This is a genomic window from Catenibacterium sp. GCM10023432 (assembly GCF_042651925.1).
In the GTDB taxonomy this organism is placed as follows: Bacteria; Bacillota_I; Bacilli_A; order Erysipelotrichales; family Coprobacillaceae; genus Catenibacterium; species Catenibacterium mitsuoka.
Window position 1 is genome coordinate 75,726 of record NZ_JBHSEB010000001.1, and the last position, 21,932, is coordinate 97,657.

The window sequence follows — 21,932 nt, forward strand, 5'->3', positions numbered from 1 at the left end:
GATGCAGACTTTAATTAATATATTAGTATTCCTGCTTATTCTTACAGGAATTATAGTAATACATGAATTAGGACACCTTATTGCAGCTAAATTCTTTAAGGTTTATTGTGGTGCATTTAGCATTGGTATGGGTCCAAAAATTTTTGGTAAAAAAGGAAAAGAAACAGAATTTCAGATTCGTGCTTTGCCAGTAGGTGGATTTGTATCCATGGCAGGAGAAGCAGATCAGGAAGATAATGAAGAATTTAAGGATGTTCCATTGGATCGTACATTAAAGGGCAAGAAGACTTATCAGAAGATTATTATTATGCTTGCAGGTGTCTTCATGAACTTTATGCTTGCGCTTGTTATCATGTTATCTGCAAATCTCACAGGCGGACAGATCAACGTAAATCGCTGTGAAGTAGGTTCACTTGTAGAAAATGGTTCTGCAACGAAGTATGGCTTTAAAAAAGGTGATGTCATCACTAATATTGAATGTAAACAGACAGGTGTTTCTTATGCAGTGGCAAGTTATGAAGACCTTCATAATGATATGACTAAGAAGGCATTAAAGATAGAATCTAAAAATGCGACATTGGATATTACTGTTAGACGAGGCAAAGATAGTATCGTTATTAAAACTGTAACACCTTATAATGAAGAACAAGGACGCTATGTACTTGGCTTCATGCAGGTAACTCGAAGAATGAGTGTGACTGAGGCATTAAGTTATACATCTAAACAATTATGTGAGATGTCTACTGCAATTTTCAATGCGCTTGGACAGCTTGTAGTTAACTTTGCAGCTACTATTAAGCAGATGTCTGGGCCAGTTGGTATTTATAAAGTGACTTCACAAGTGAGAGAATCTGGTTCAATTACGATACTTCTTTATTTAGTGGCTATGTTATCTGTGAATATTGGTATCTTCAACCTATTGCCTATTCCAGGTTTAGATGGATATCAAGCCATTCTTTCACTTATTGAAGGTATTATTCATAGGGAAGTTCCTGTGAAAGTGAAATATGCATTGCAGGTGCTTGGTCTCGCACTTGTATTTGGTCTCATGATTGCAGTAACTTATCAGGATCTGCTGCGATTATTCCAGTAAAGGAACTTCGGTTCCTTTTTTAAAGGTGATTTTATGAACAAATTAAGTATTTTATTACAACAATTACATATAGAAATGAATCAGGCTTTTTCTCATGCTGATATTACAAGAGTTGTAGTCCATAATGATAGCCGTTATACCTTTTATATTAGCTCACCTGAATTAATGCCTCTTAGTAATGTAAAGGCTTTAAAAGAAGCACAGCACTTATTTCCTTATCCATGTGAATTTCTCTTTGAAACAACATTAAATCATTTTAAAAAGGAAGATGTAATTGAATATAGTGAGTATATTATGCATTCACTACTAGGAAATGTACCAGAAATGCAGGGGATGACTAAAGAAGATTTAGATTTAAAGGGTGATGTTTTAACTTTGCATACTGTTAATCATATTCAATGTGATTCAATTAAGACACAGCTTCCTGAAATGCGTTCTTTACTATCAGGATTTGGTATTGATATTGATCTAAGAGCTGAAGTAGATAAAGACAATCATGATTATCAGCAGACGATTGCAAAGATGGAAGAAAACAAAGGGGTGCATATTGATTCAAGTTCTTTAGAAAAATACAATGAAGCAATGAATGAAGCACCTGCACCTTCATATTCTAAGCCAGCAGGTAACTATAAACGTTATAAGAAAGAATATGTAATGACTCAGATCAGTCAGTTAGATAACACCATGCGTGAAGTGACTGTACAGGGATATTGTTTCCAGGAAGAGACAACACAGGTGAAAAGCGGTAAACACATCCAGACACTTCTTGTGACTGACTATTCTGATAGTATTATGATTAAGAGATTTGAAAATAAGAATCGTAATACACTAGAAGAAATGCAGCAATTGAAAAAAGGTGATAAATGGATTCGTGCTAAAGGTACTTTTGAATATGATAGCTTTGCACGAGAACAGGTTATTATTGCGACTGAGATAGAAATTATTCCAGCTCCTAAAGCACGCATGGATAAAGCAGAGAAGAAGCGTGTAGAACTTCATTGTCATTCTAATATGTCTACCATGGATGGTATTGCAAGTGTAGGCTCCTATATAAAAAGAGCCAGTGAATGGGGTATGAAAGCTATTGCTGTTACTGATCATGGTAATGTACAATCATTCCCTGATGCCCAGGCAGCTGCTGGAGACAAATTAAAGATGATCTATGGTGTTGAAATGAATATGATTGATACACATTTTGATTGTGTATTCAATGCTAATGGTTTAAAGCTCAATGATTTGACTTATGTTTCTTTCGACTTAGAAACTACAGGTTTATCTCAGATTGATGACTATATTACTGAAATAGGTGCTGTTAAGATAAAAAATGGTTTAGAGGTAGGAAGATTACAGACATTTATTAAATCTCCTAAACCTATTTCTAAGAAGATTACAGAACTAACATCTATTACTAATGAAGATATTAGAAATGCTCCTACAATTGAAGAGTTCATGCCTCGTTTGATGGAGTTCTTTGGAGATGATCTATTAATTGCACATAATGGACGTTTTGATATTGGTATGCTTGATAAAGCTTTGGAACGTATGGGAAAAAGTCCTATTAGTAATCCTTGGATTGATACATTACCTCTTTCTAGACGTTTGATTCCATTACAGCGTTCTTATCGACTAGGTGCTGTCTGTCGTTTTTATCATATTCCTTATGATACAGAAGCAGCCCATCGTGCGGACTATGATGCTGAAGTATTAAGCCATTCTTTTAATGTCATGCTTCAGGATTTGATTAAAAAGGGATTTAAAACAATAGATGAAATCAATGATATAGAAATTGAAGAAAGCTATAAACATGCTTTCCCTTATCATATGTGTGTTCTTGCGAAAACACCAGAGGGATTAAAAAACATGTTTAGACTTGTTTCTATTGCGAATACAAAGTATTTCCATCAATGTGATCGTATTCCAAGAAGTGAACTTGAATTTTATCGTGAGGGACTTCTTTTTGGTAGTGGCTGTGTCAATTCAAAAGTATTTGAAATAGCTTCTACAAGAGATGAAGAAGAATTAAGAGAAGAAATTAAATTCTATGATTATATTGAAATACAGCCTTTAGAAGATGCTATGTATCTTGTCGATCGTGGTAAATATGAATCCATTGATGATATAGAAAGAATATATAAGCGTATTATCAAAATTGCGAAGGAAGAAAAGAAACTTATCTGTGCAACAGGTGATGTTCACTTTCTAGATAAGAGAGATAAGGTCTACCGTGAAGTTTTCATTACTAACTCTAAGATTCAGATTAATGGTAAGCCTCATCCGCTTCTTGTGAGAAATAATCCACGTGCTTTAACACCAGATGTTTATTTAAGAACGACAGATGAAATGTTGGAATGCTTCCCTTATTTAAGTGATGAAGAAACATATGAATATGTTGTCACGAATACTAATAAGGTAGCTGATATGATTGGCGACGATATTATTGTCACTAGAGAAGGACTATATCCTCCTTCTATTGAAAATGTAGATGTGAAGTTAAGAGAATTATGTAATAAGAATGCACATGCAACTTATGGTGAAGTCTTACCTGAAATTGTGTCAGCAAGACTTGAAAAAGAGTTGTCCAATATCATCAAGCACGGATTCGCTGTTATTTATTTTATCGCTTCAGAACTTGTAAGAGTATCTAATGAAGCAGGTTACCTTGTAGGGTCTCGAGGCTCTGTAGGGTCATCATTCGTGGCCACTATGGCGGGAATTTCAGAAGTTAATCCATTGGCGCCTCATTATATCTGTCCACATTGTAAACACAATGAATTCTTAGATGAAGGTGTTATTGCAGATGGTTATGATTTACCTGATAAGAACTGCCCAGTATGTGGACATAAGATGAAGGGTGAAGGACATAACATTCCATTCGAAACATTCTTAGGATTCAATGCCGACAAGGTCCCAGATATTGACTTAAACTTCTCTGGTGAGTATCAGCCTAAGGCGCATGCTTATACAAAGACGATTTTTGGTGAAGACCATGTCTTTAGAGCAGGTACTATCTCTACTGTTGCAGAAAAGACAGCCTATGGATATGCAAAGGCATATGCGGAAAATTTAGGTTTAGAAGATAATATTCGTAGTGCTGAGTTACAAAGATTAGCCAACGGATGTACAGGTGTTAAACGTACAACTGGTCAGCATCCAGGTGGTATTATCGTTATCCCAAATGATATGGAAGTATTTGACTTTACACCTTATCAGTATCCAGCTGATGATGTGAATGCGGAATGGCGTACAACTCACTTCGATTTCCATAAGATTCATGATAACGTATTAAAATTTGATATCTTGGGACATGTCGATCCAACTGTTATTCGTATGCTTCAGGATATGACAGGTGTAGATCCAAAGTCTATTCCTACAAATGATCAGAAGGTTATGAGCTTATTTAATAGTTCAAAAGCATTGGGCTGTGATTTATCATTCCTTAACTGCAAGACAGGTGCTTTAGGATTACCAGAGTTTGGTACGAAGTTTGTCCGTGGCATGCTTGAACAGACGCACCCAACTAGCTTTAATGAACTTGTCATCATTTCAGGCTTGTCTCATGGAACCGATGTTTATCTAGGTAATGCAGAAACATTGATCAAGTCTGGAACTTGTACATTACAGGAAGTTATTGGATGTCGTGATGATATCATGGTGTATTTAATTGAAAAAGGACTTCCTAACAAGGATGCCTTTGATATTATGGAATGTGTACGTAAAGGGAAATCACCAAAAGTATTCCCTCAAAAGGGTTATGTTGAATTAATGAAGAAGCATAATGTGCCACAGTGGTATATTGATTCATGCTTGAAAATCAAGTACATGTTCCCTAAAGCCCATGCCGTTGCTTATGTATTAAGTGCCATACGTGTGGCATGGTGGAAATTGTATTACCCAAGAGAATATTATGCTGTTTATTTTACAACACGATGTGATTTCTATGATATCGAAACATTGATTGCAGGAAAAGAATCTGTTTTTGATAAATATCAGGAATGTCTGAAATTAAAGGCAGAACATAAAGCATCTAACAAAGAAGAAGGCTTGATTACTGTCTTTGAAGTTGCACTAGAAATGTTTGAAAGAGGATTGAAGTTCAGCAAGATTTCTCTTGAACAATCTGATTCAAGAAAGTTTATTTGTAATCCTGATGATCCGACTGCTATTATTCCTCCATTTACATCTATTGATGGACTAGGTGATGCAGTAGGAGATTCAGTTGTAGAAGCAAGAAAAGAGAGACCTTTCACTTCTATTGAAGATATTAAAAAGAGAACACGTCTTTCAGGAACGCATATTGAGACATTACAGAAGATGGGTGTATTAAATGGTTTTTCTGAAAGTGATCAGTTAACAATCTTTGATCTATAATTTTTTTACGTGTTTTTCAACATTATTTGACTTATACATTTAACTGTGCTATACTCGATTTAGCAAAAGACGAGAGGGGAGACCCTCTCGTTATTTATTGAATAGGAGGTTCTATGCTAGAGAAAATTAAAGAAGGCTTATTGCCTATTATTGCTTCATTTGAATGTCATCTTGATTCCATGGAATATGTAAAGGAAAAAGGAGAATGGTATTTGCGTGTTTTCATTGAAAAGAATGATGGAAATCTGGACATGGATACTTGTGTTGCAGTCAGTGAAGCTGTAAGCGAAAAGTTAGATGAACTTGATTTGATCAAGGACGAGTATTATCTTGAAGTATCTTCTCCAGGAATTGAAAAGCCATTAAAAACTTTTGAGCAGGTTGAAGCTCATGTTGGCTCATATGTTCACATTGATTTGAAGAATCCACAGAATGGAATCGATTCTCTAGAAGGAACATTGGCCTCTATTGATGGCAAAGAATTATTGATCCAGTATATGGTGAAAGCTGTAAAAAAGAAAATGACTATAAATTATGATGATATTAAATTCATCAGACTCGCTGTAAAGTTCTAGGAGGTAAAAAACGTGGCGAAAAAGGAAAAAGGTTACAAATCAGCTCTTGAAAATCTTATCGAAGATAAAGGGCTTGATAGCGCTATTGTAATTGAAGCATTGACTGAAGCACTTGCTAAGTCATATAAGAAAAACTATTGTGGTACAGAATCAATCGTTGATTGTAAAATTGATGGTGATGGACAGATTAGAATTTTTATCACTCATCATGTTGTAGATGATGTAAATGATGAAGATTATGAATATTCTATTGAAGAAGCACAGGAAATTGATCCTAAGTATCAGGTTGGGGATGAAGTTGTTGAAGAAGCTGATATTTCTGAATTTGGTCGTTTAGCTGCTATTCAGACAAAACAGTTGTTAAGACAGAAAATCAGAGAAGCTGAAAAAGAAGCGTTATACAACGAATATATCAATAAGCTTGATGAAATCATCAATGGTACTGTTGATCGTGTAGAAGAAAGATTTGCGATTATCAACATTGGTAAGACAGGTGCTCTCCTTTCATCTAAAGATCAGATTCCTGGTGAAACTTTAGTTGAAGGTGAACATGTCAAGGTTTATGTGAGTGAAGTAGAACGTACTACAAAGGGTACTCATATTAGTGTATCTCGTACTCATGAAGGATTAGTTAAACGTTTATTTGAAATGGAAGTACCTGAAATTTTCGAAGGAACTGTAGAAATCAAATCAGTTTCCAGAGAAGCAGGTGAACGTTCTAAGATTGCGGTTTATACAGCAAATCCTGATATCGATCCTATTGGTGCATGCGTTGGTCCTAAGGGAAATCGTGTCAGAAATGTTGTTGAAGAATTAAATGGTGAAATGATTGATATTATTGAATGGTCTGATGATCCAGTTACATTTATTTCACATGCTCTTTCTCCAGCTAAGGTTGAAAGAGTAAAGTTAAATCATGCGAAGAATTCTGCTTTAGTTGTTGTACCTGATGATCAATTATCTTTAGCAATCGGTAAGCGTGGTCAGAACGCAAGACTTGCAGTTAAGTTGACTAACTGGAAGATTGATATCAAGTCAGTATCTGAAATCTTAGAAGAAGGTATTGATTTAGATGCGCCTGAAGTAGATATGGAACTTCTTGAAAAGATGAAGAAATCTATGGAAGAACATGAAGCAGATGAAGAAAAAGAAACTATTACTTTAACTCTTGAAGAGGATGAAGTAGAGGATAAGGTAGAAGAAGACTTAGGTGATGATGAATCATTTGATTATGACGATGATTTTGATGAACCAGATCATGATCCTAAATATGATGAAGATATTGATTATGATCAGTATGATGAATATTATAAAGACTAGAGGTGAACTTTTATGAAGAAAGTGCCTTTAAGAAAATGTGTGGCAACTGGTGAGCAGCTGCCTAAGAAAGAACTTATTCGTATTGTTAGAAATAAAGAAGGAGAAGTTTCTGTAGATCCAACAGGTAAGAAAAACGGACGTGGCGCTTATTTAAAGCGTTCTTTAGATGCTATTGAACTAGCAAAAAAGAAAAAGATTTTAAATAGAGTGCTTGAGGCTGAAATCCCTGAAGAAATCTATGAGGAACTAAAGACTTATGCTCAATAAGCAGGTTGCCTCTTTGTTAGGTCTTGCAATGCGTGGAAGAAAACTTGCAACTGGCGAGAGTGCTTTAAAGTCTATTCAGTCAGGTAAAGCACATCTTGTCCTCATTGCGAGTGATGCAAGTGACAATACGAAGAAGAAATATATTGATAAGTGTACATATTATCAAGTAGATTATTATATTGCTGGCACAAGTGAAGAGTTATCTAATTCTGTTGGTAAAGTCAATAGAATGGCGATTGTGGTCCTTGATGCTGGTTTTGCGAAAAGTATGAAATCGAAGTTAGGAGGGTAATTTATGGCAAAAAAGAAGAAAAACATAAAAAACAAGGGGAATAACAAAAAGAAGATGATCTCAAACTTTCCTAGCAAGAAAGAAGAAAAGGCCATTGTTGATGGTGTAGTTGAATATGAAGAAGGCATCACTGTTGATGAACTTTCTCAGAAAATCGGACAGACACCAGCAAATGTTATCAAGGTTTTATTCATGTTAGGTACAATGGTAACAATCAATTCATCACTAGATGATGAACAGGTTGAACTTATTTGTATGGAATATGGTCTTGAATGTAAAAAGATTGTTCCTGTAAGTGAAGTTAATTTTGAAGATTTAGAAGTTGTTGATGATCCTAAGGATCTTGAGCCAAGACCTCCAGTTATTACTATCATGGGTCACGTTGACCATGGTAAAACAACATTACTTGACCACATTAGAAAGTCAAGAGTTGCTGAAGGTGAATTTGGTGGTATTACACAGCATATCGGTGCTTACCAGGTGTCAGTTAAGGGTAAGAAGATTACTTTCCTTGATACTCCAGGTCATGAAGCGTTTACTGCTATGCGTGCACGTGGTGCAATGATTACTGATATTGTTATTATTGTGGTTGCTGCAGATGATGGTGTTATGCCTCAGACTAGAGAAGCAGTGGATCATGCTCTTGCAGCTGGTGTTCCTATTATTGTTGCTATTAACAAGATTGATAAACCAGGTGCAGACCCTCAGCGTATTATGACAGAAGTTTCTGAACTTGGATTAATGCCTGAAGAATGGGGTGGAGATGTTCCTTACGTTAACATTTCAGCTAAACAGGGTATTGGTATTGATGAATTATTAGAAACTGTTACAGTTGTAGCTGAACTTGCTGAATTAAAAGCAAATCCAAAGCGTATGGCTTATGGTAGTGTTATTGAAGGTCGTCTAGATAAAGGTAGAGGTCCAGTTGCGACTTTATTAATTCAGAATGGTACTTTAAGAAGTGGTAACCCAATTGTAGTTGGTGCAACTTATGGTCGTGTTAGACAGTTAGTTGATGATCGTGGACGTGAAATCAAGGCGGCAGGTCCTGCTACTCCAGTAGAAATTACTGGTTTAAATGATGTGCCTGAAGCAGGTGACAAGTTCATGGTATTTGAAACTGAAAGAGAAGCAAGACATGTTGGTGAAGAACGTGCTCAGAAGAAGATTGAAGAAGAAAGAAATTCTACTTCAGCTATGAGTCTTGATGATTTGTTCTCTCAGATGAAATCTGGTGAAGTTGTTGACTTAAATATTATTGTTAAGGCTGACGTAAATGGTACTGCAGAGGCAGTTAAGAGTTCATTAGAAAAGATTAATGTAGAAGGCGCTAGAGTAAATGTTATCCGTTCTACTGTTGGTGCTATTTCTGAATCAGATATTCTTCTAGCAAGTGCATCAAAGGCTATTATTTATGGTTTCAATGTTAGACCAGATGCTAATGTTCGTCGTAAAGCAGATGAAGAAGGTGTAGAAATCCGTTTACATCAGGTTATCTATAAGATGGTTGAAGAAATTGAAGCAGCTATGAAAGGTATGCTTGCTCCTGAGATGGAAGAAGTTGTTACTGGCCAGGCAGAAATAAGACAAATTTATAAGGTTTCTAAGGTTGGTAATATTGCTGGATGTTATGTAACAGATGGTTCTATTAAGCGAGATTGTGGTATCAGATTGATTCGTGAAGGTATTATTGTATATGAAGGTAAACTTGCTTCATTAAAGCGTTTCAAGGATGATGCGAAGGAAGTCAATCAGGGCTATGAATGTGGTCTTACAATTGAAAACTATAACGATATCAAAGAAGGCGATATTGTCGAAGGATACGTTATGCAGGAAGTTGAAGGTTAATTTATGGCTTCATTAAAGATTGATAAAATGAATCATTATATCATGAAGGAATTATCATTAATTCTTCGTGATGAAGTAAAAGATCCAGCTTTACGTATGTGTACTGTCACTTCAGTAAGCTGCTCTAATGATATGTCAGTGACTAAGGTTTATGTGACATTCATGAAGAACCAGGGTAAAGGTCTACAGGCATTAGATAGATGTAAAGGTTTTATTCGTTCACAGCTTGCAAGAAGATTAAAAATCAGAAAATGTCCTGAACTTATTTTCAAGGTAGATGAATCTCTTGAATATGGTAATCGTATTGAAGAATTGATCAAGAACTTACACTAAGATTGAGCCTCTTTAAGAGGTTCTCTTTTTTTTACTGAAATATAATAATATATACTCATAAAAATCTGTATAATTTCAATATACGATAAAACTGTGCTATAATATGTAAAGGAGGATTTCTATATGAAAAACGTAATTATAAATGGTAAAGTGATTTTAGAAAATTCTATAAAGGAATTAAATGTATTTTTTGAAGACGGAAAGATTACAGAGGTAAGTGATCGTATACCTACTGATGAAAATGTGATTGATGCAGAAGGTTTATACGTAGCACCGGGTATGATTGATGTTCATACTCATGGACGTAATGGCAGTGATACAATGTATGCTACTTTCAAGGATTTAAACAATATTTCTGTTTCAGAACTTAAGACAGGTGTTACCAGCTTCCTGCCTACAACTATGACCATGCCAGCAGAGGATATCAAAAAGGCTATTGCGGCAGGATATGATAATAAGGATAAGGTAGAAGGTGCTAAAATTTTAGGTATGCACCTAGAAGGTCCTTTCTTTAGTGTGAAATATAAAGGTGCGCAGCCAGAAGAGTGTATGATTGCCCCTACAGTAGAAAATTATTTATCTTTTGCAGGTGATCATCCTGATTTTATTAAAAAGATTTCTTTAGCACCTGAAATTGATGGCGCTCTTGATTTGATTAAATATTTAAGAGAGCAGAATGTTGTTGTTTCTATGGGACATACTGATGCGACTTATGAAGAAGCAGTAAAAGGTATTGAAGCTGGAGCCACTTCAGGAACACATACATATAATGCGATGACTCCATTAAAACATAGAGATCCAGGGGTTGTAGGTGCTGTTATGCTTCATGATGAAGTATATGCTGAATTAATTCTTGATGGTATTCATGTTTCATTCCCGGCTGCTAAAATTCTTTCAAAAATGAAGGGTGCAGATAAATTGATTCTTATTACTGACTCATTAGAAGCTGCAATGCTTCCTGATGGAACTTATGAATTAGGTAATCAGAAAGTATATGTAAAAGATGGTCAAGCGCGCTTAAAGTCAGGAAATCTTGCTGGTTCTACAGCAAATTTAAATCAGTGTGTAAGAAATGCATATAAACATCTTGATTTACCATTATATGAAGCTGTTGGATATGCAACAAAGAATGCAGCGGATCATTTAGGACTTAATGATTATGGACGTATTAAAGAAGGATGTGTTGCTGATATGATCTTTATTGATGATGATATCAATATTCATAGAGTTATCTTAAATGGTGAAACTAAAATCGGAGGATAGTTATGATTACAATTAAAAATGAATATTTAGAAGCCCAGTTTGACCCTAAAGGAGCTGAAATTTCAAAAATTATTGGCATGCAGGATGGCATCAACTATATGTGGAAGCAGGATCCTTGTTTATGGGGACATAGTGCACCTGTTCTATTTCCAATTGTTGGGGCATTAAAGAATGGAACTTGTCGTATTGATGGTAAAGAATATCATATGAATCAGCATGGCTTCTCTAGAAACACAGAATATGAAGTTTATGAACATGATGAAACACATGTTGTTTTCCATTTATCTTCTAGTGATGAAATTAAGAAGATGTATCCTTATGAGTTTGATTTATATGTGACTTATACTTTAGTAGATAATAAGCTTAAAGCAGAATTTAGAGTAGAGAACCATAATGAAGAAGTTATCTATTTCCAGATTGGTGGACATCCAGCCTTTGCATGTCCGTTTATTGAAGGAGAGGATGCAAATGATTATTACATTGAATTTGAACAGCCAGAAACAGTGGAACAGAAAGTAATTGATGTAGCAAGAAAAGGTATGTCTCATGAAACAAGACCATTATTTGATCATGAACGTCATTTCTTTGTACGTCAAGCAATGTTTAATAATGATGCTGTTGTTGTCCCTCATTTTAAATCTCATTATGTATCTCTAAAATCTCTTACAAATAATAAGAGTTTGAATTTCTATATGAAGGGATTTGACCATTTAGGATTATGGACAAGTTCTCATGTAGGCGGCTTACTTGCAATTGAACCATGGGTTGGACATACAGATTATGTTGATTTTGATGGAGAATTCAAGGATAAAGAAAGTGCTGTAGAATTAAAGAAGGATGAAACATTCACTTGCGAATTTGCAGTTGAGATATTTCAGTAAGAAGGCAAAAATTTGCCTTCTTTTTTTTATTTATTGTTTACGGAATATAGATGAGAATGTTATAATTTTTTAACGATAGGAGGTATTGCAATGAAAAAGTTGTTATTGGTTATACTATGTTTGTTGATGACAGCGTGTGGAACAAAGACAAAAGATTCTGATATTTCAGATGATGTATTAAAAAAATACAAAGAAGATTTGATATATACCAAAAAAACTAAGAAAATCGATAATTATTCTGATAAAATGAATATAAAATTGTATTATACAGAAATTAATGAAGGCTATCGCTATGAAATGCTTATAGATGAGCCAAAACAAAATATGTATAATATTAAAGCTATTTCATATAGTCCATCATGTTTAGATGATTATCAGCCGACTATTGGCTATTTTGATAAGGAAACATATTCTATGATTCCTGGAATTGTTGATAAAAAGAAGAATATTTATAAAGGTATTACTTTATCAGGCAGAGTGAAGAAAAAAGAAACTCTAAAAGTTTTAATCGAATTTGATACAAAAAAATCTCAGTCTGGTGAGTCATATAGTTATTGTTTTGAGGTGAAAAATGAGAATTGATAAATTACTAGCTCATTGTGGATATGGATCAAGAAAAGATGTTAAGCAGCTTTTAAAAGATGGCCTGGTTACTTTAAATGGTAAAAAAATAAGATCATCAGGTGCACATGTAGATCCTGAAAAGGATGAAATCTATGTAGGTGATGAAAAAATCAATTATTCTAAGTATGTTTATTATATGCTAAATAAGCCTGAGGGCTATGTAAGTGCGACAGAAGATAATGTTTACCCTACAGTTATTGATTTGATTAAAGAATATCATCCAGGATTGTTTCCAGTAGGAAGATTAGACGTAGACACTGAAGGTCTGTTATTAATTACTAATGATGGACAATTGGCACATCGTCTTCTTTCTCCTAGAACACATGTCCCTAAGACTTATTATGTCAAGGTCAAAGGCAGACTTGGAATAGGAGATGTTAATGCATTTACTAAAGGTATTCCTTTAGAAGATTTTACATGTATGCCATCCTATTTAAATATCATCAATAGTGATGAAATAAGTGAGTGTGAAGTTACTATTTATGAAGGTAAGTTCCATCAGGTTAAAAGAATGTTTCAGGCATGCGGTAAAGAAGTTGTCTATTTGAAACGTATTAGCATGGGTGAATTGAAATTAGATGAGAACTTAAAATTAGGTCATTACAGACCACTTACAGATGAGGAAATTAATAGCATACTATAACGTTTTATGATATAATAACATTGATATGGAGGTTTTATGAGATTAAGAAATAATCCTGATGCCATGCCTTTTTTAGAAGAGCAGGCAGATTTAGTTTTTATTAATCCACGTGATCACTTAGGTAAGTGGCACGAGGTGTTTGGAAATAACAATCCTATTGCAATTGAAATTGGAATGGGAAAAGGTGATTTCATTATCGAAAATGCGAGAAGAAATCCAGATATCAACTATATTGGTATTGAAAAATATTCTACAGTTTTAACTATCGCAGTTAAGAAATATCTTGAAATGGAGGCTTTGCCAAATCTCCGTTTTATGAAGGAAGATGCTGCAGTACTTGGTGAAGTGTTTGCGGAAAATGAAATTGATACAGTTTATTTAAATTTCAGTGATCCTTGGCCTAAAAAGAGACATTTAAAGAGAAGATTAACTTATGCTTCATTCCTTGATGTCTATAAGAATATTCTTAAGGAAAAAGGACATTTAATCTTTAAGACAGACAATCGTCCATTCTTTGAATATTCACTTGTTTCTATGAATAATTATGGTGTTTGTTTTCATGATGTATGTTTAGATCTTCATCATAGTGAAGGATATGAGGACAACGTGATGACTGAGTATGAAAAGAAATTCTCACCATTTGGACCAATCTATAGAATTGATATTGATTTTGGAGAAAAGAATGGATAAACTCATCAAACTGCATTCTTTAAAGGAATTTGAAGAAGCTATCCAAAATAGAAGTATTATCGTATTTTCTACAGATTGGTGTCCAGATTGTCTTTATATGAAAACTTATATAGAACATATTGTTGAAAATAATTCAACATATCGATTCTATTATATAAATCGAGATGATATGCTTGATTTATGTATTGAATTAAAAATCTTAGGTATTCCTTCTTTTGTTGCATATGACAAGGGTGAGGAATTAGGTCGATTTGTATCGAAATTAAGAAAGACAGAGGAGGAAGTTCAGTCTTTTATTGATTCAATTTAAAAAAAGAAAGTGTGGGTTGAATATGAAAATTACAGATTGGTTTATGGGCAAGGATATGGATCTTGATGATACTGTAAAGAAAGAGGAACCACCTCATGTGGATCCTGTGATTGAACAGCGTCGTAAAGAAAAATTCAGTGAGCCTATGATCTATAGCGAAGAAAAGAAAGTCGAAGAAAAGAAAGTAGAAGAAAAGGCACCTGTTGTTAAGAAAACAGCAGAACCTAAGAAGCCAAAAAAGCAAGAATATGTCATGAGTCAGATCATCTCTCCAATGAACGGAGTGCAGGAATCTAACAATCCTGCACCACAAAAAAAGCCATTAATTAAGAAAAAAATAAAAAGACGTGAGGATGATGTGGTACCTGTACTAAGTCCTTTTTATGGTGCTCAGGGAATTGAAGAAGAAAAACCTGTAGTGAAAAAGGCAAAGAAAGTAGAAAAGACAGTCAAGAAAGAAAGCGGTGAAGTCATTGATTCTGTGGAAAACCGCTTGAAGAATTTATCTACTTTGACACTTGAATCACAAGAAAACCTCAAAATTGTTGAAGAGAGAACAGGTAAGTTCAAACATGACATGGAGAATGAAGACTCTTTGATTGATGAAATCAATGATGATATGAGCTATGATGAACTCATGAATCTTTATGAAAAGAAGTTTGAAGATTAATGGGAATTGGTGTTGATATTGTTGAACTTTCTCGTTTAGATGTTGACAATGAACGTTTTGTACGTCATATTTTAGCAGATGCAGAATATGAAATATTTCAATCATTTCCAACTGAAAAACGTAAGAGAGAATATCTCGGTGGTCGCTTTGCGGCAAAGGAAGCTTATTTAAAAGCCAATCATCTAGGCATCGGTGGTATTTCATTTCACGATATTGTCATTTTGAATCATGAAGACGGAAGCCCTTATCTGAATGATGAGGATGCAGACATTTCTATTGCACACGATGGTGGCATTGCTATCGCTTTTGTATATAAGAAATAATTCTATTTAACCCGTATTCACCTTCTTCTTAAAACAAGTCTTTTGGAGGAGGTGATTTTTATATGTATAATCATGTATTTCTAGTGGGCAGAATTGCTCAGATGCCTGATTATGAAATTATCAATAATTATCGAAAGGATGCTTTAATCCATCTTCAGGTGTATCGTCCTTTTGATGAGATAAAAGGATGTAGGGATTATGATCTGATTCCTATAATCTTATGGAAAGGTTTAGCGGAAATGATTAATGATACTTGTCATGCTGGCAGTGTCATTGCAATAAGAGGAAGACTGAGTAATCTTGAAGATAAGCCCCAATATAAAGGGTATCGTGTCATGACTGTACGTGCAGAGTCTTTCGAACTTCTTGATGAGAAGCTCAAAGAACTTCAAAAACCGCTGACTATTGAGAAATAAGGAGGTTTATTTATGGTTGATCAGTCACTTATTAGAAACTTTTCAATTATTGCACATATTGACCATGGTAAGAGTACTCTTGCTGATAGAATTTTACAATTAACTGGTACTGTAGCAGATCGAGATATGAAAGATCAGCTGCTTGACGATATGGAACTTGAAAGAGAGCGTGGTATTACAATTAAGTTAAATGCTGTCTCTTTAACATATAAAGCAAAAGATGGAAAAACTTATCTTTTACATCTTATAGATACACCGGGCCATGTTGACTTTTCTTATGAAGTCTCACGTTCTCTTGCGGCTTGTGAAGGCGCTATTTTAGTAGTAGATGCCGCTCAGGGTGTTGAAGCGCAGACTCTTGCAAATGTTTATCTTGCATTAGATAACAATTTGGAAATTCTTCCTGTTATTAATAAAATAGATCTACCTAGCGCTGATCCAGATAGAGTTGCTGCAGAAGTGGAAGAATTAATTGGTCTTCCAGCAGATGATGCACCTCGAATTTCAGCTAAGACAGGTTTAAATGTTGAAGCGGTATTAGAGGAGATTGTTAATAAAGTACCTGCACCTAGTGGTGATATTAATGCACCGACTCAGGCTTTAATCTTTGATTCTTTCTATGATGCTTATAGAGGCGTTATTATTCTTGTTTGTGTCAAGGAAGGTAAGATCAGAGTAGGTGATCATATTCATTTTATGGCGAGCAACGCAGATTATGAAGTTGTGGAATGTGGTGTTCATACACCTCGTGAAGTGAAGAAAGATGAGTTAGTAACAGGTGAAGTAGGATGGATTGCTGCAAGTATTAAGTCTATTTCTGATGTTCATGTTGGTGATACAGTTACAACTCTTGAAAATAAAGCGACCGAGCCATTACCAGGTTATCGTCGTATGAATCCAATGGTTTATTGTGGTCTTTATCCAATTGACAATGCGAAATATAAAGATTTGCGTGAAGCACTTGAAAAGATTGCATTAAGTGACTCTTCACTTGTTTATGAACCTGAAACATCTCAGGCTTTAGGATTTGGTTTCCGTTGTGGCTTCCTTGGCTTATTACATATGGATGTTATAGAAGAAAGATTAGAAAGAGAATTTGGCCTTGATCTGATTGCAACAGCACCATCTGTAATCTATAACGTTTATTTAAGTGATGGTTCTATGATTGAAATAGATAACCCAGCTTTACTGCCAGATCCAACAACAATTACACGTATAGAAGAACCTTATGTACGTGCTGCAATTATGACACCTGATGAATTTATTGGGCCTATTATGGAATTATGTCAGAATAAGCGTGGAGAATATGTAGATATTGAATATCTTGATGATACAAGAAGAAATGTTATCTACTATATTCCTCTATCAGAAATTGTTTACGATTTCTTTGATAAACTAAAATCATGTACACGTGGTTATGCATCATTTGACTATGAATTACATGGTTATCGTACAAGTAACTTGACTAAGATGGATATTCTCTTAAATGGAGAAGTAGTTGATGCGTTATCTTCTATTGTTCATAAGGATTTTGCATATGATCGTGGAAGAATCATCTGTGAGAAGTTAAAGACTATCATTCCAAGACAACAGTTTGAAATTCCTGTTCAGGCCGCTATTCAGGGACGTATTATCGCACGTACTAATATTAAGGCAATTAGAAAGAATGTCCTTGCAAAGTGTTATGGTGGGGATATTTCACGTAAGAAGAAGCTTCTTGAAAAACAGAAAGAAGGTAAAAAGCGTATGAAGGCTGTGGGAAGTGTTGAAATACCACAGGAGGCATTCATGGCTATTTTATCTGTGGATGATGAATAGGCAGAATGATTTCTGCCTTTCTTTATTTTTTCACACATTTCATTTTCTCTAATTAATTGAAATGATAGGAATATACATATATAATATGAGAGAAAAAAGGTGGGATTTGATTGTTTAGTAATAGACCGATAAAGTTTATAGGGCGAAAAGAAGCCCAGGAACAGCAGCGTAACCAGCTAGATAATGTAGTTGCACGTCGTTTTTATATTATTATTGGCGTTGTTATTGTGATAGCAACAATATTTGCATTGAGATTGTTCTATATGCAGATTAATAAGTCTGATTTCTATTCAGCTAAGCTAGAACAATACAGCACAAATACATTTGAAGTAGATGCATTACGTGGTGAAATAGTTGATAGAAATTATAATAAGCTTGTTTATAACGAAAATGTTGTTTGTGCAACTTATTATGCGGTTAGAGGAATTAAGGATGATGAAATTAAATCTATGGTTAATTTTATCACTAAGAATTGTAATGTTGATATTTCAAGTGTAACTGAAAGAGAGAAAAAAGATTACCTTCTTATGAAGGATAAGAAATTTGCAAAATCTCTCGTTACAGAATCTGAAAAGAAGGCTCTTGCTGCAAATGATGATGGAGATACGGAGTATTATAATTTACAGTTAAAAAGAATTACAAAGAAAATATTAGAAAAACATTTAACTGATGATGATATCCGCTATTATAAGCTCTATTATACAATCAAGAATTGTAAGAGTGGTTCTGCAGTACTTCTTGAGAATATCAGTTATCAGGAAGCAAGTATCATTGGTGAAAATAATGATTTATTAAGAGGTATTCAGGTAACAAGTGACTGGAAGCGTGCTTATACAGATGAGTCTATGCTAAAGAGTACACTTGGTAAAGTTACTACAAAGAAACAGGGGCTTCCTGCAACTTTAAAAGATGAACTTCTTGCGTTAGATTATAGTAATGACTCACGTGTTGGTACGTCTGGATTAGAAAGACAATATGAAGACATTCTTAGTGGGAATAAGTCAGTTATGACTTTGAACTATATGAGTGATGGAACGCCTATTGTCAAAACAAAGAAACAGGGTAGCAGTGGTGAAAACATTCAGTTGACCATTGACTGGGATATTCAGACACAATTGACTCAGATGGTTGAGCAATGTCTTTATAGTCATACATCTGAAAGGTATCAGCAGCATATTTATTGTGTTGTGATGGAGCCTAAGACAGGTGATGTGGTTGCCTTAGTTGGTAAGGAATTTAATAAAGAGAAGACACCTTATGAAATGAAAGATGCGACTTATCTAGCTTATACGGGTGCATATCGTATTGGTTCTACTATGAAGGGGGCTGTTATTTACGCCTGCTTCAAGAATAACATTATTAAAGCGAACCATTATGAAACTGATACTTCTGAAGGTTTGAAGATTGCTGGTACAAAAGCAAAGCATTCTTGGAACAAGAGTGGTTTCGGTAATATTAATGAAGTACAGGCATTGGCTTATTCTTCAAACATTTATATGATGAAGATTATTATTAAACTTGCTGGTGGTCATTATCAGTATGATCGACCAATTCATATCAATAAGAGTGCATTTACTAAATTGAGAAATGCAGCGGGTGAATTAGGATTAGGTGTCAAGACTGGTATTGATTTACCTTATGAGGCAGCAACTGGGCCTCGTGAGGAAGAAGATACAGCGGGTAAGCTTCTTGACTTCTCAATTGGTCAGTATGATACGTATACACCATTACAACTTGCTGTATATGCTTCTACATTGGCTAATAAAGGTGTTAAAGTACAGCCTCATCTTTATAAGAGTTCGTTTAAGACAGATACGTCCGGTGAAATTGTAACTCTTAATACGCATAAGAAGAAGGTTATGGATGATGTATCTGAAGGTAATGAAGATGCGTTCAATCAGATTCAGGCTGGTATGAAAGCCGTAGTTACTTATGGTACTGCTGCAGGTTCATTTTCTGGTTTCCCATATGATATTTCAGGTAAATCAGGTACTGCCGAAGACTATACACATACAGGTAATATCGACCATCCTAACCATTTGTTTATTGCTTATGGTCCAAGTAAAAATCCACAGGTTGTTGTAGCTGTTCTAGAAGAGAGATTAAAGGGTTCTAATGATGCGCCTACTATCGCAAAAAAAGCGTTTAGTCTCTATTTTGAAAAATATGGCTATAATAATTAAAAAATTACTAGTAATTTATAAATTTATATGATAATATATTGAAGCAAACTTATTTGGAGGTGTAATTCATGAGAGATAATATTATCTTAAAGTGTACAGAATGTGGTGAAGAAAACTATATCAACACAAAGAATAAAAAGAGTCATCCTGAAAGGGTTGAATTTAAAAAATATTGTCCAAGATGTAACAAGAAAACTGTTCATAAGGAAAAGAAATAAGCCTTAAGGCTTATTTTTTTTATAGGAGGATTTATATGATTAAAAGATTAGTAGTAGGTCCTTTACAGGAGAATTGTTATATAGTGAGTTGTGGTCATACCTGTGTTATTATTGATCCAGGAGATGAAGCAAATCATATTATACAGGAAATAGAGACTGATCATTTGGAAGTAAAAGGCATTCTTGTGACACATGGTCATTTTGATCATATTGGTGCTGTGAATGAACTAAAAGCATATTATCATACAGATGTATATGCTACGAAGGATTCTAAAGATATGATGCTTAACTGGGATGAAAATCTCTCAGTTATGATTAGTGGGGAAAAGTATATTGTAGAAGATGTACAAATCATTAATGATACAATTATGCTTGAAGGCATGAACTTCAAAGTTTATGAGACACCAGGTCATGCAAAAGGAAGCTGTCTTTATTATTATGAACAGGAAAATGCATTATTTACTGGTGACACATTATTTAGAGGCGGCTGTGGAAGAATTGATTTCCCTACAGGAAGTCAGTCGGCTATGATGAAGTCTTTAAGTAAAATAAAACAATTTAAATTTGATGCCGATGTCTATCCAGGACATGGTCCACAATCCAAAATCTCTGTAGAAAAGAGAAATAACCCGTATTTATCCTTTTGAGTAAAAAAGTTGCTGTTTAGTGCAAAAATCTAAAGATATATAATTTTAGGTATATAATGGTAAAGAAGTGGATTTTAATACTTATATTTGGTTTTTCCTTTATGTATAGGAGTTATACATTCTCATTATCCATTTCAATTTGTCCTCTAACCCCTGAAAAGAGGACTTTTTTTATTTTTTTGTGTATGAAAATAATGCGCTTTCAATTATAATGAGAAATGGAGGTTTATGAAATGAAAAAGATAATACGTTTAATACTTGCTATGGTTATAAGTTCTACACTTATAGGATGTTCTTCTAAGCCTGGAGGAACGATTGACTTGACAAGTAATATCAAAGTAACAATCAAAGGCTATAATGGTAAGGGAGAGGTTTATGTCGATAATAATACAAAGTATGATAAAACCAATTCTGACATTAGAGATTTTGTAAGTAATGTAGAATATACGTTAGAAAACGGTGAAAATGGTGCACTCTCTAATGGTGATGAAATTACTATTAAGGCTAAATATTCTAAATCACAGGCTGAAGATTTAAGGCTTACTATTAAGAATCCTACTAAGAAGGTCAAGGTATCTGGGTTAAAAGATTTATTAACAGGTTATTATGATTGTGATATCAAGATTAAAAATTATGGTTCAATTAAATTAAAGCTTGATGCGAATACAGCACCTATTACCGTAAGCAATTTTGTCGGACTTGCAAATGATGGTTTCTATAATGGCTTAACATTCCATCGTATTATTAAAGGATTTATGATCCAGGGTGGAGATCCTAATGGAGATGGAACAGGAGGTTCTAAAGATACTATTAAGGGTGAATTTTCTAGTAATGGTGTAGATAATCCTTTGAAGCATACAAGAGGCGTTATTTCAATGGCAAGAAGTCAGTCCAATGATAGTGCCAGCAGTCAATTCTTCATTATGCATGAAGATGCACCTTCATTAGATGGTGAGTATGCAGCATTTGGAAGTGCTTATTCAGGAATGGATATTGTTGATAAGATCTGTAATGATGCAAAGACAGAAGACAGCAATGGAACAGTACTAAAAAAGAATCAGCCAGTTATTGAAAGTATTATATGTACAAAGGTTCAGTAAATTTTACTGAATCTTTTTTAAGTTCTATGAGAAAAATGGTTTTGTATCTT

General features: G+C 34.4%; 22 protein-coding genes. All 22 read left to right on the forward strand.

The window, feature by feature from the left end:
* Window position 1: 1 nt before the first annotated feature.
* The 22 genes from ACFOZZ_RS00395 to ACFOZZ_RS00500 all read left to right on the forward strand — a co-directional run bounded on the left by ACFOZZ_RS00395 (window position 2) and on the right by ACFOZZ_RS00500 (window position 21,882).
* Window positions 2–1,093, forward strand: a complete 1,092-nt coding sequence (locus ACFOZZ_RS00395; RefSeq protein WP_055289672.1) for a M50 family metallopeptidase — start codon at window positions 2–4, stop codon at window positions 1,091–1,093.
* A gap of 33 nt (window positions 1,094–1,126) precedes the next feature.
* Window positions 1,127–5,461, forward strand: a complete 4,335-nt coding sequence (locus ACFOZZ_RS00400) for a PolC-type DNA polymerase III (RefSeq protein ID WP_376814485.1) — start codon at window positions 1,127–1,129, stop codon at window positions 5,459–5,461.
* A 113-nt stretch (window positions 5,462–5,574) separates the two neighbouring features.
* Window positions 5,575–6,036: a ribosome maturation factor RimP gene (gene rimP, locus ACFOZZ_RS00405; RefSeq protein WP_055233922.1), complete on the forward strand. Its 462-nt coding sequence runs from the start codon at window positions 5,575–5,577 to the stop codon at window positions 6,034–6,036.
* 12 nt (window positions 6,037–6,048) lie between these two features.
* The gene (nusA, locus tag ACFOZZ_RS00410) at window positions 6,049–7,356 is read left to right on the forward strand and encodes a transcription termination factor NusA (RefSeq protein WP_278861195.1); all 1,308 of its coding nucleotides are present in this window, start codon (window positions 6,049–6,051) and stop codon (window positions 7,354–7,356) included.
* 12 nt (window positions 7,357–7,368) lie between these two features.
* On the forward strand, window positions 7,369–7,623 hold the full coding sequence (gene rnpM / locus ACFOZZ_RS00415; protein ID WP_006506693.1) for an RNase P modulator RnpM: 255 nt from the start codon (window positions 7,369–7,371) through the stop codon (window positions 7,621–7,623).
* A complete protein-coding gene (locus tag ACFOZZ_RS00420; protein ID WP_055233921.1) occupies window positions 7,613–7,915 on the forward strand; it encodes a L7Ae/L30e/S12e/Gadd45 family ribosomal protein in 303 nt (100 codons plus the stop codon). Before rnpM ends, ACFOZZ_RS00420 begins: the two co-directional genes overlap by 11 nt.
* A 3-nt stretch (window positions 7,916–7,918) precedes the next feature.
* Entirely contained in the window at window positions 7,919–9,763 is a 1,845-nt protein-coding gene (gene infB, locus ACFOZZ_RS00425) for a translation initiation factor IF-2 (RefSeq protein WP_055289678.1), read from the forward strand.
* Between the two features lie 3 nt (window positions 9,764–9,766).
* Window positions 9,767–10,096: a 30S ribosome-binding factor RbfA gene (rbfA, locus tag ACFOZZ_RS00430; RefSeq protein ID WP_376814486.1), complete on the forward strand. Its 330-nt coding sequence runs from the start codon at window positions 9,767–9,769 to the stop codon at window positions 10,094–10,096.
* 123 nt (window positions 10,097–10,219) lie between these two features.
* Window positions 10,220–11,359, forward strand: coding sequence for an N-acetylglucosamine-6-phosphate deacetylase (nagA, locus tag ACFOZZ_RS00435; protein ID WP_055289422.1), 1,140 nt, complete (start codon window positions 10,220–10,222; stop codon window positions 11,357–11,359).
* 2 nt (window positions 11,360–11,361) lie between these two features.
* Window positions 11,362–12,240, forward strand: coding sequence for an aldose 1-epimerase family protein (locus tag ACFOZZ_RS00440; RefSeq protein ID WP_055289423.1), 879 nt, complete (start codon window positions 11,362–11,364; stop codon window positions 12,238–12,240).
* A 90-nt stretch (window positions 12,241–12,330) separates the two neighbouring features.
* Window positions 12,331–12,822 (forward strand): hypothetical protein, encoded by a 492-nt coding sequence (locus ACFOZZ_RS00445; protein WP_376814487.1) that lies wholly within the window; start codon window positions 12,331–12,333, stop codon window positions 12,820–12,822.
* Window positions 12,812–13,507, forward strand: a complete 696-nt coding sequence (locus ACFOZZ_RS00450) for a pseudouridine synthase (protein ID WP_376814488.1) — start codon at window positions 12,812–12,814, stop codon at window positions 13,505–13,507. Before ACFOZZ_RS00445 ends, ACFOZZ_RS00450 begins: the two co-directional genes overlap by 11 nt.
* Window positions 13,508–13,543: 36 nt before the next feature.
* Window positions 13,544–14,197, forward strand: a complete 654-nt coding sequence (gene trmB / locus ACFOZZ_RS00455) for a tRNA (guanosine(46)-N7)-methyltransferase TrmB (RefSeq protein ID WP_055233915.1) — start codon at window positions 13,544–13,546, stop codon at window positions 14,195–14,197.
* Complete coding sequence (locus tag ACFOZZ_RS00460; protein WP_270398133.1) at window positions 14,190–14,507, forward strand: thioredoxin family protein; 318 nt, start codon at window positions 14,190–14,192, stop codon at window positions 14,505–14,507. Before trmB ends, ACFOZZ_RS00460 begins: the two co-directional genes overlap by 8 nt.
* A 22-nt stretch (window positions 14,508–14,529) precedes the next feature.
* Window positions 14,530–15,177 (forward strand): hypothetical protein, encoded by a 648-nt coding sequence (locus ACFOZZ_RS00465; protein WP_006506683.1) that lies wholly within the window; start codon window positions 14,530–14,532, stop codon window positions 15,175–15,177.
* Window positions 15,177–15,500 carry a holo-ACP synthase gene (gene acpS / locus ACFOZZ_RS00470; protein WP_006506682.1) on the forward strand — a complete coding sequence of 108 codons (324 nt, stop codon included), beginning with the start codon at window positions 15,177–15,179 and terminating at the stop codon, window positions 15,498–15,500. Before ACFOZZ_RS00465 ends, acpS begins: the two co-directional genes overlap by 1 nt.
* Window positions 15,501–15,562: 62 nt before the next feature.
* Entirely contained in the window at window positions 15,563–15,916 is a 354-nt protein-coding gene (locus tag ACFOZZ_RS00475) for a single-stranded DNA-binding protein (RefSeq protein WP_055233913.1), read from the forward strand.
* Between the two features lie 12 nt (window positions 15,917–15,928).
* Window positions 15,929–17,734, forward strand: coding sequence for a translation elongation factor 4 (gene lepA / locus ACFOZZ_RS00480; protein ID WP_055289429.1), 1,806 nt, complete (start codon window positions 15,929–15,931; stop codon window positions 17,732–17,734).
* A 110-nt stretch (window positions 17,735–17,844) separates the two neighbouring features.
* Window positions 17,845–19,917, forward strand: coding sequence for a peptidoglycan D,D-transpeptidase FtsI family protein (locus ACFOZZ_RS00485; protein ID WP_055289431.1), 2,073 nt, complete (start codon window positions 17,845–17,847; stop codon window positions 19,915–19,917).
* A 68-nt stretch (window positions 19,918–19,985) separates the two neighbouring features.
* Window positions 19,986–20,135: a 50S ribosomal protein L33 gene (rpmG, locus tag ACFOZZ_RS00490; protein WP_006506678.1), complete on the forward strand. Its 150-nt coding sequence runs from the start codon at window positions 19,986–19,988 to the stop codon at window positions 20,133–20,135.
* A gap of 35 nt (window positions 20,136–20,170) precedes the next feature.
* Window positions 20,171–20,782, forward strand: a complete 612-nt coding sequence (locus tag ACFOZZ_RS00495) for an MBL fold metallo-hydrolase (protein WP_376814489.1) — start codon at window positions 20,171–20,173, stop codon at window positions 20,780–20,782.
* Window positions 20,783–21,399: 617 nt separating this feature from the next.
* On the forward strand, window positions 21,400–21,882 hold the full coding sequence (locus ACFOZZ_RS00500) for a peptidylprolyl isomerase (RefSeq protein WP_376814505.1): 483 nt from the start codon (window positions 21,400–21,402) through the stop codon (window positions 21,880–21,882).
* The last annotated feature ends 50 nt before the right edge of the window (window positions 21,883–21,932 follow it).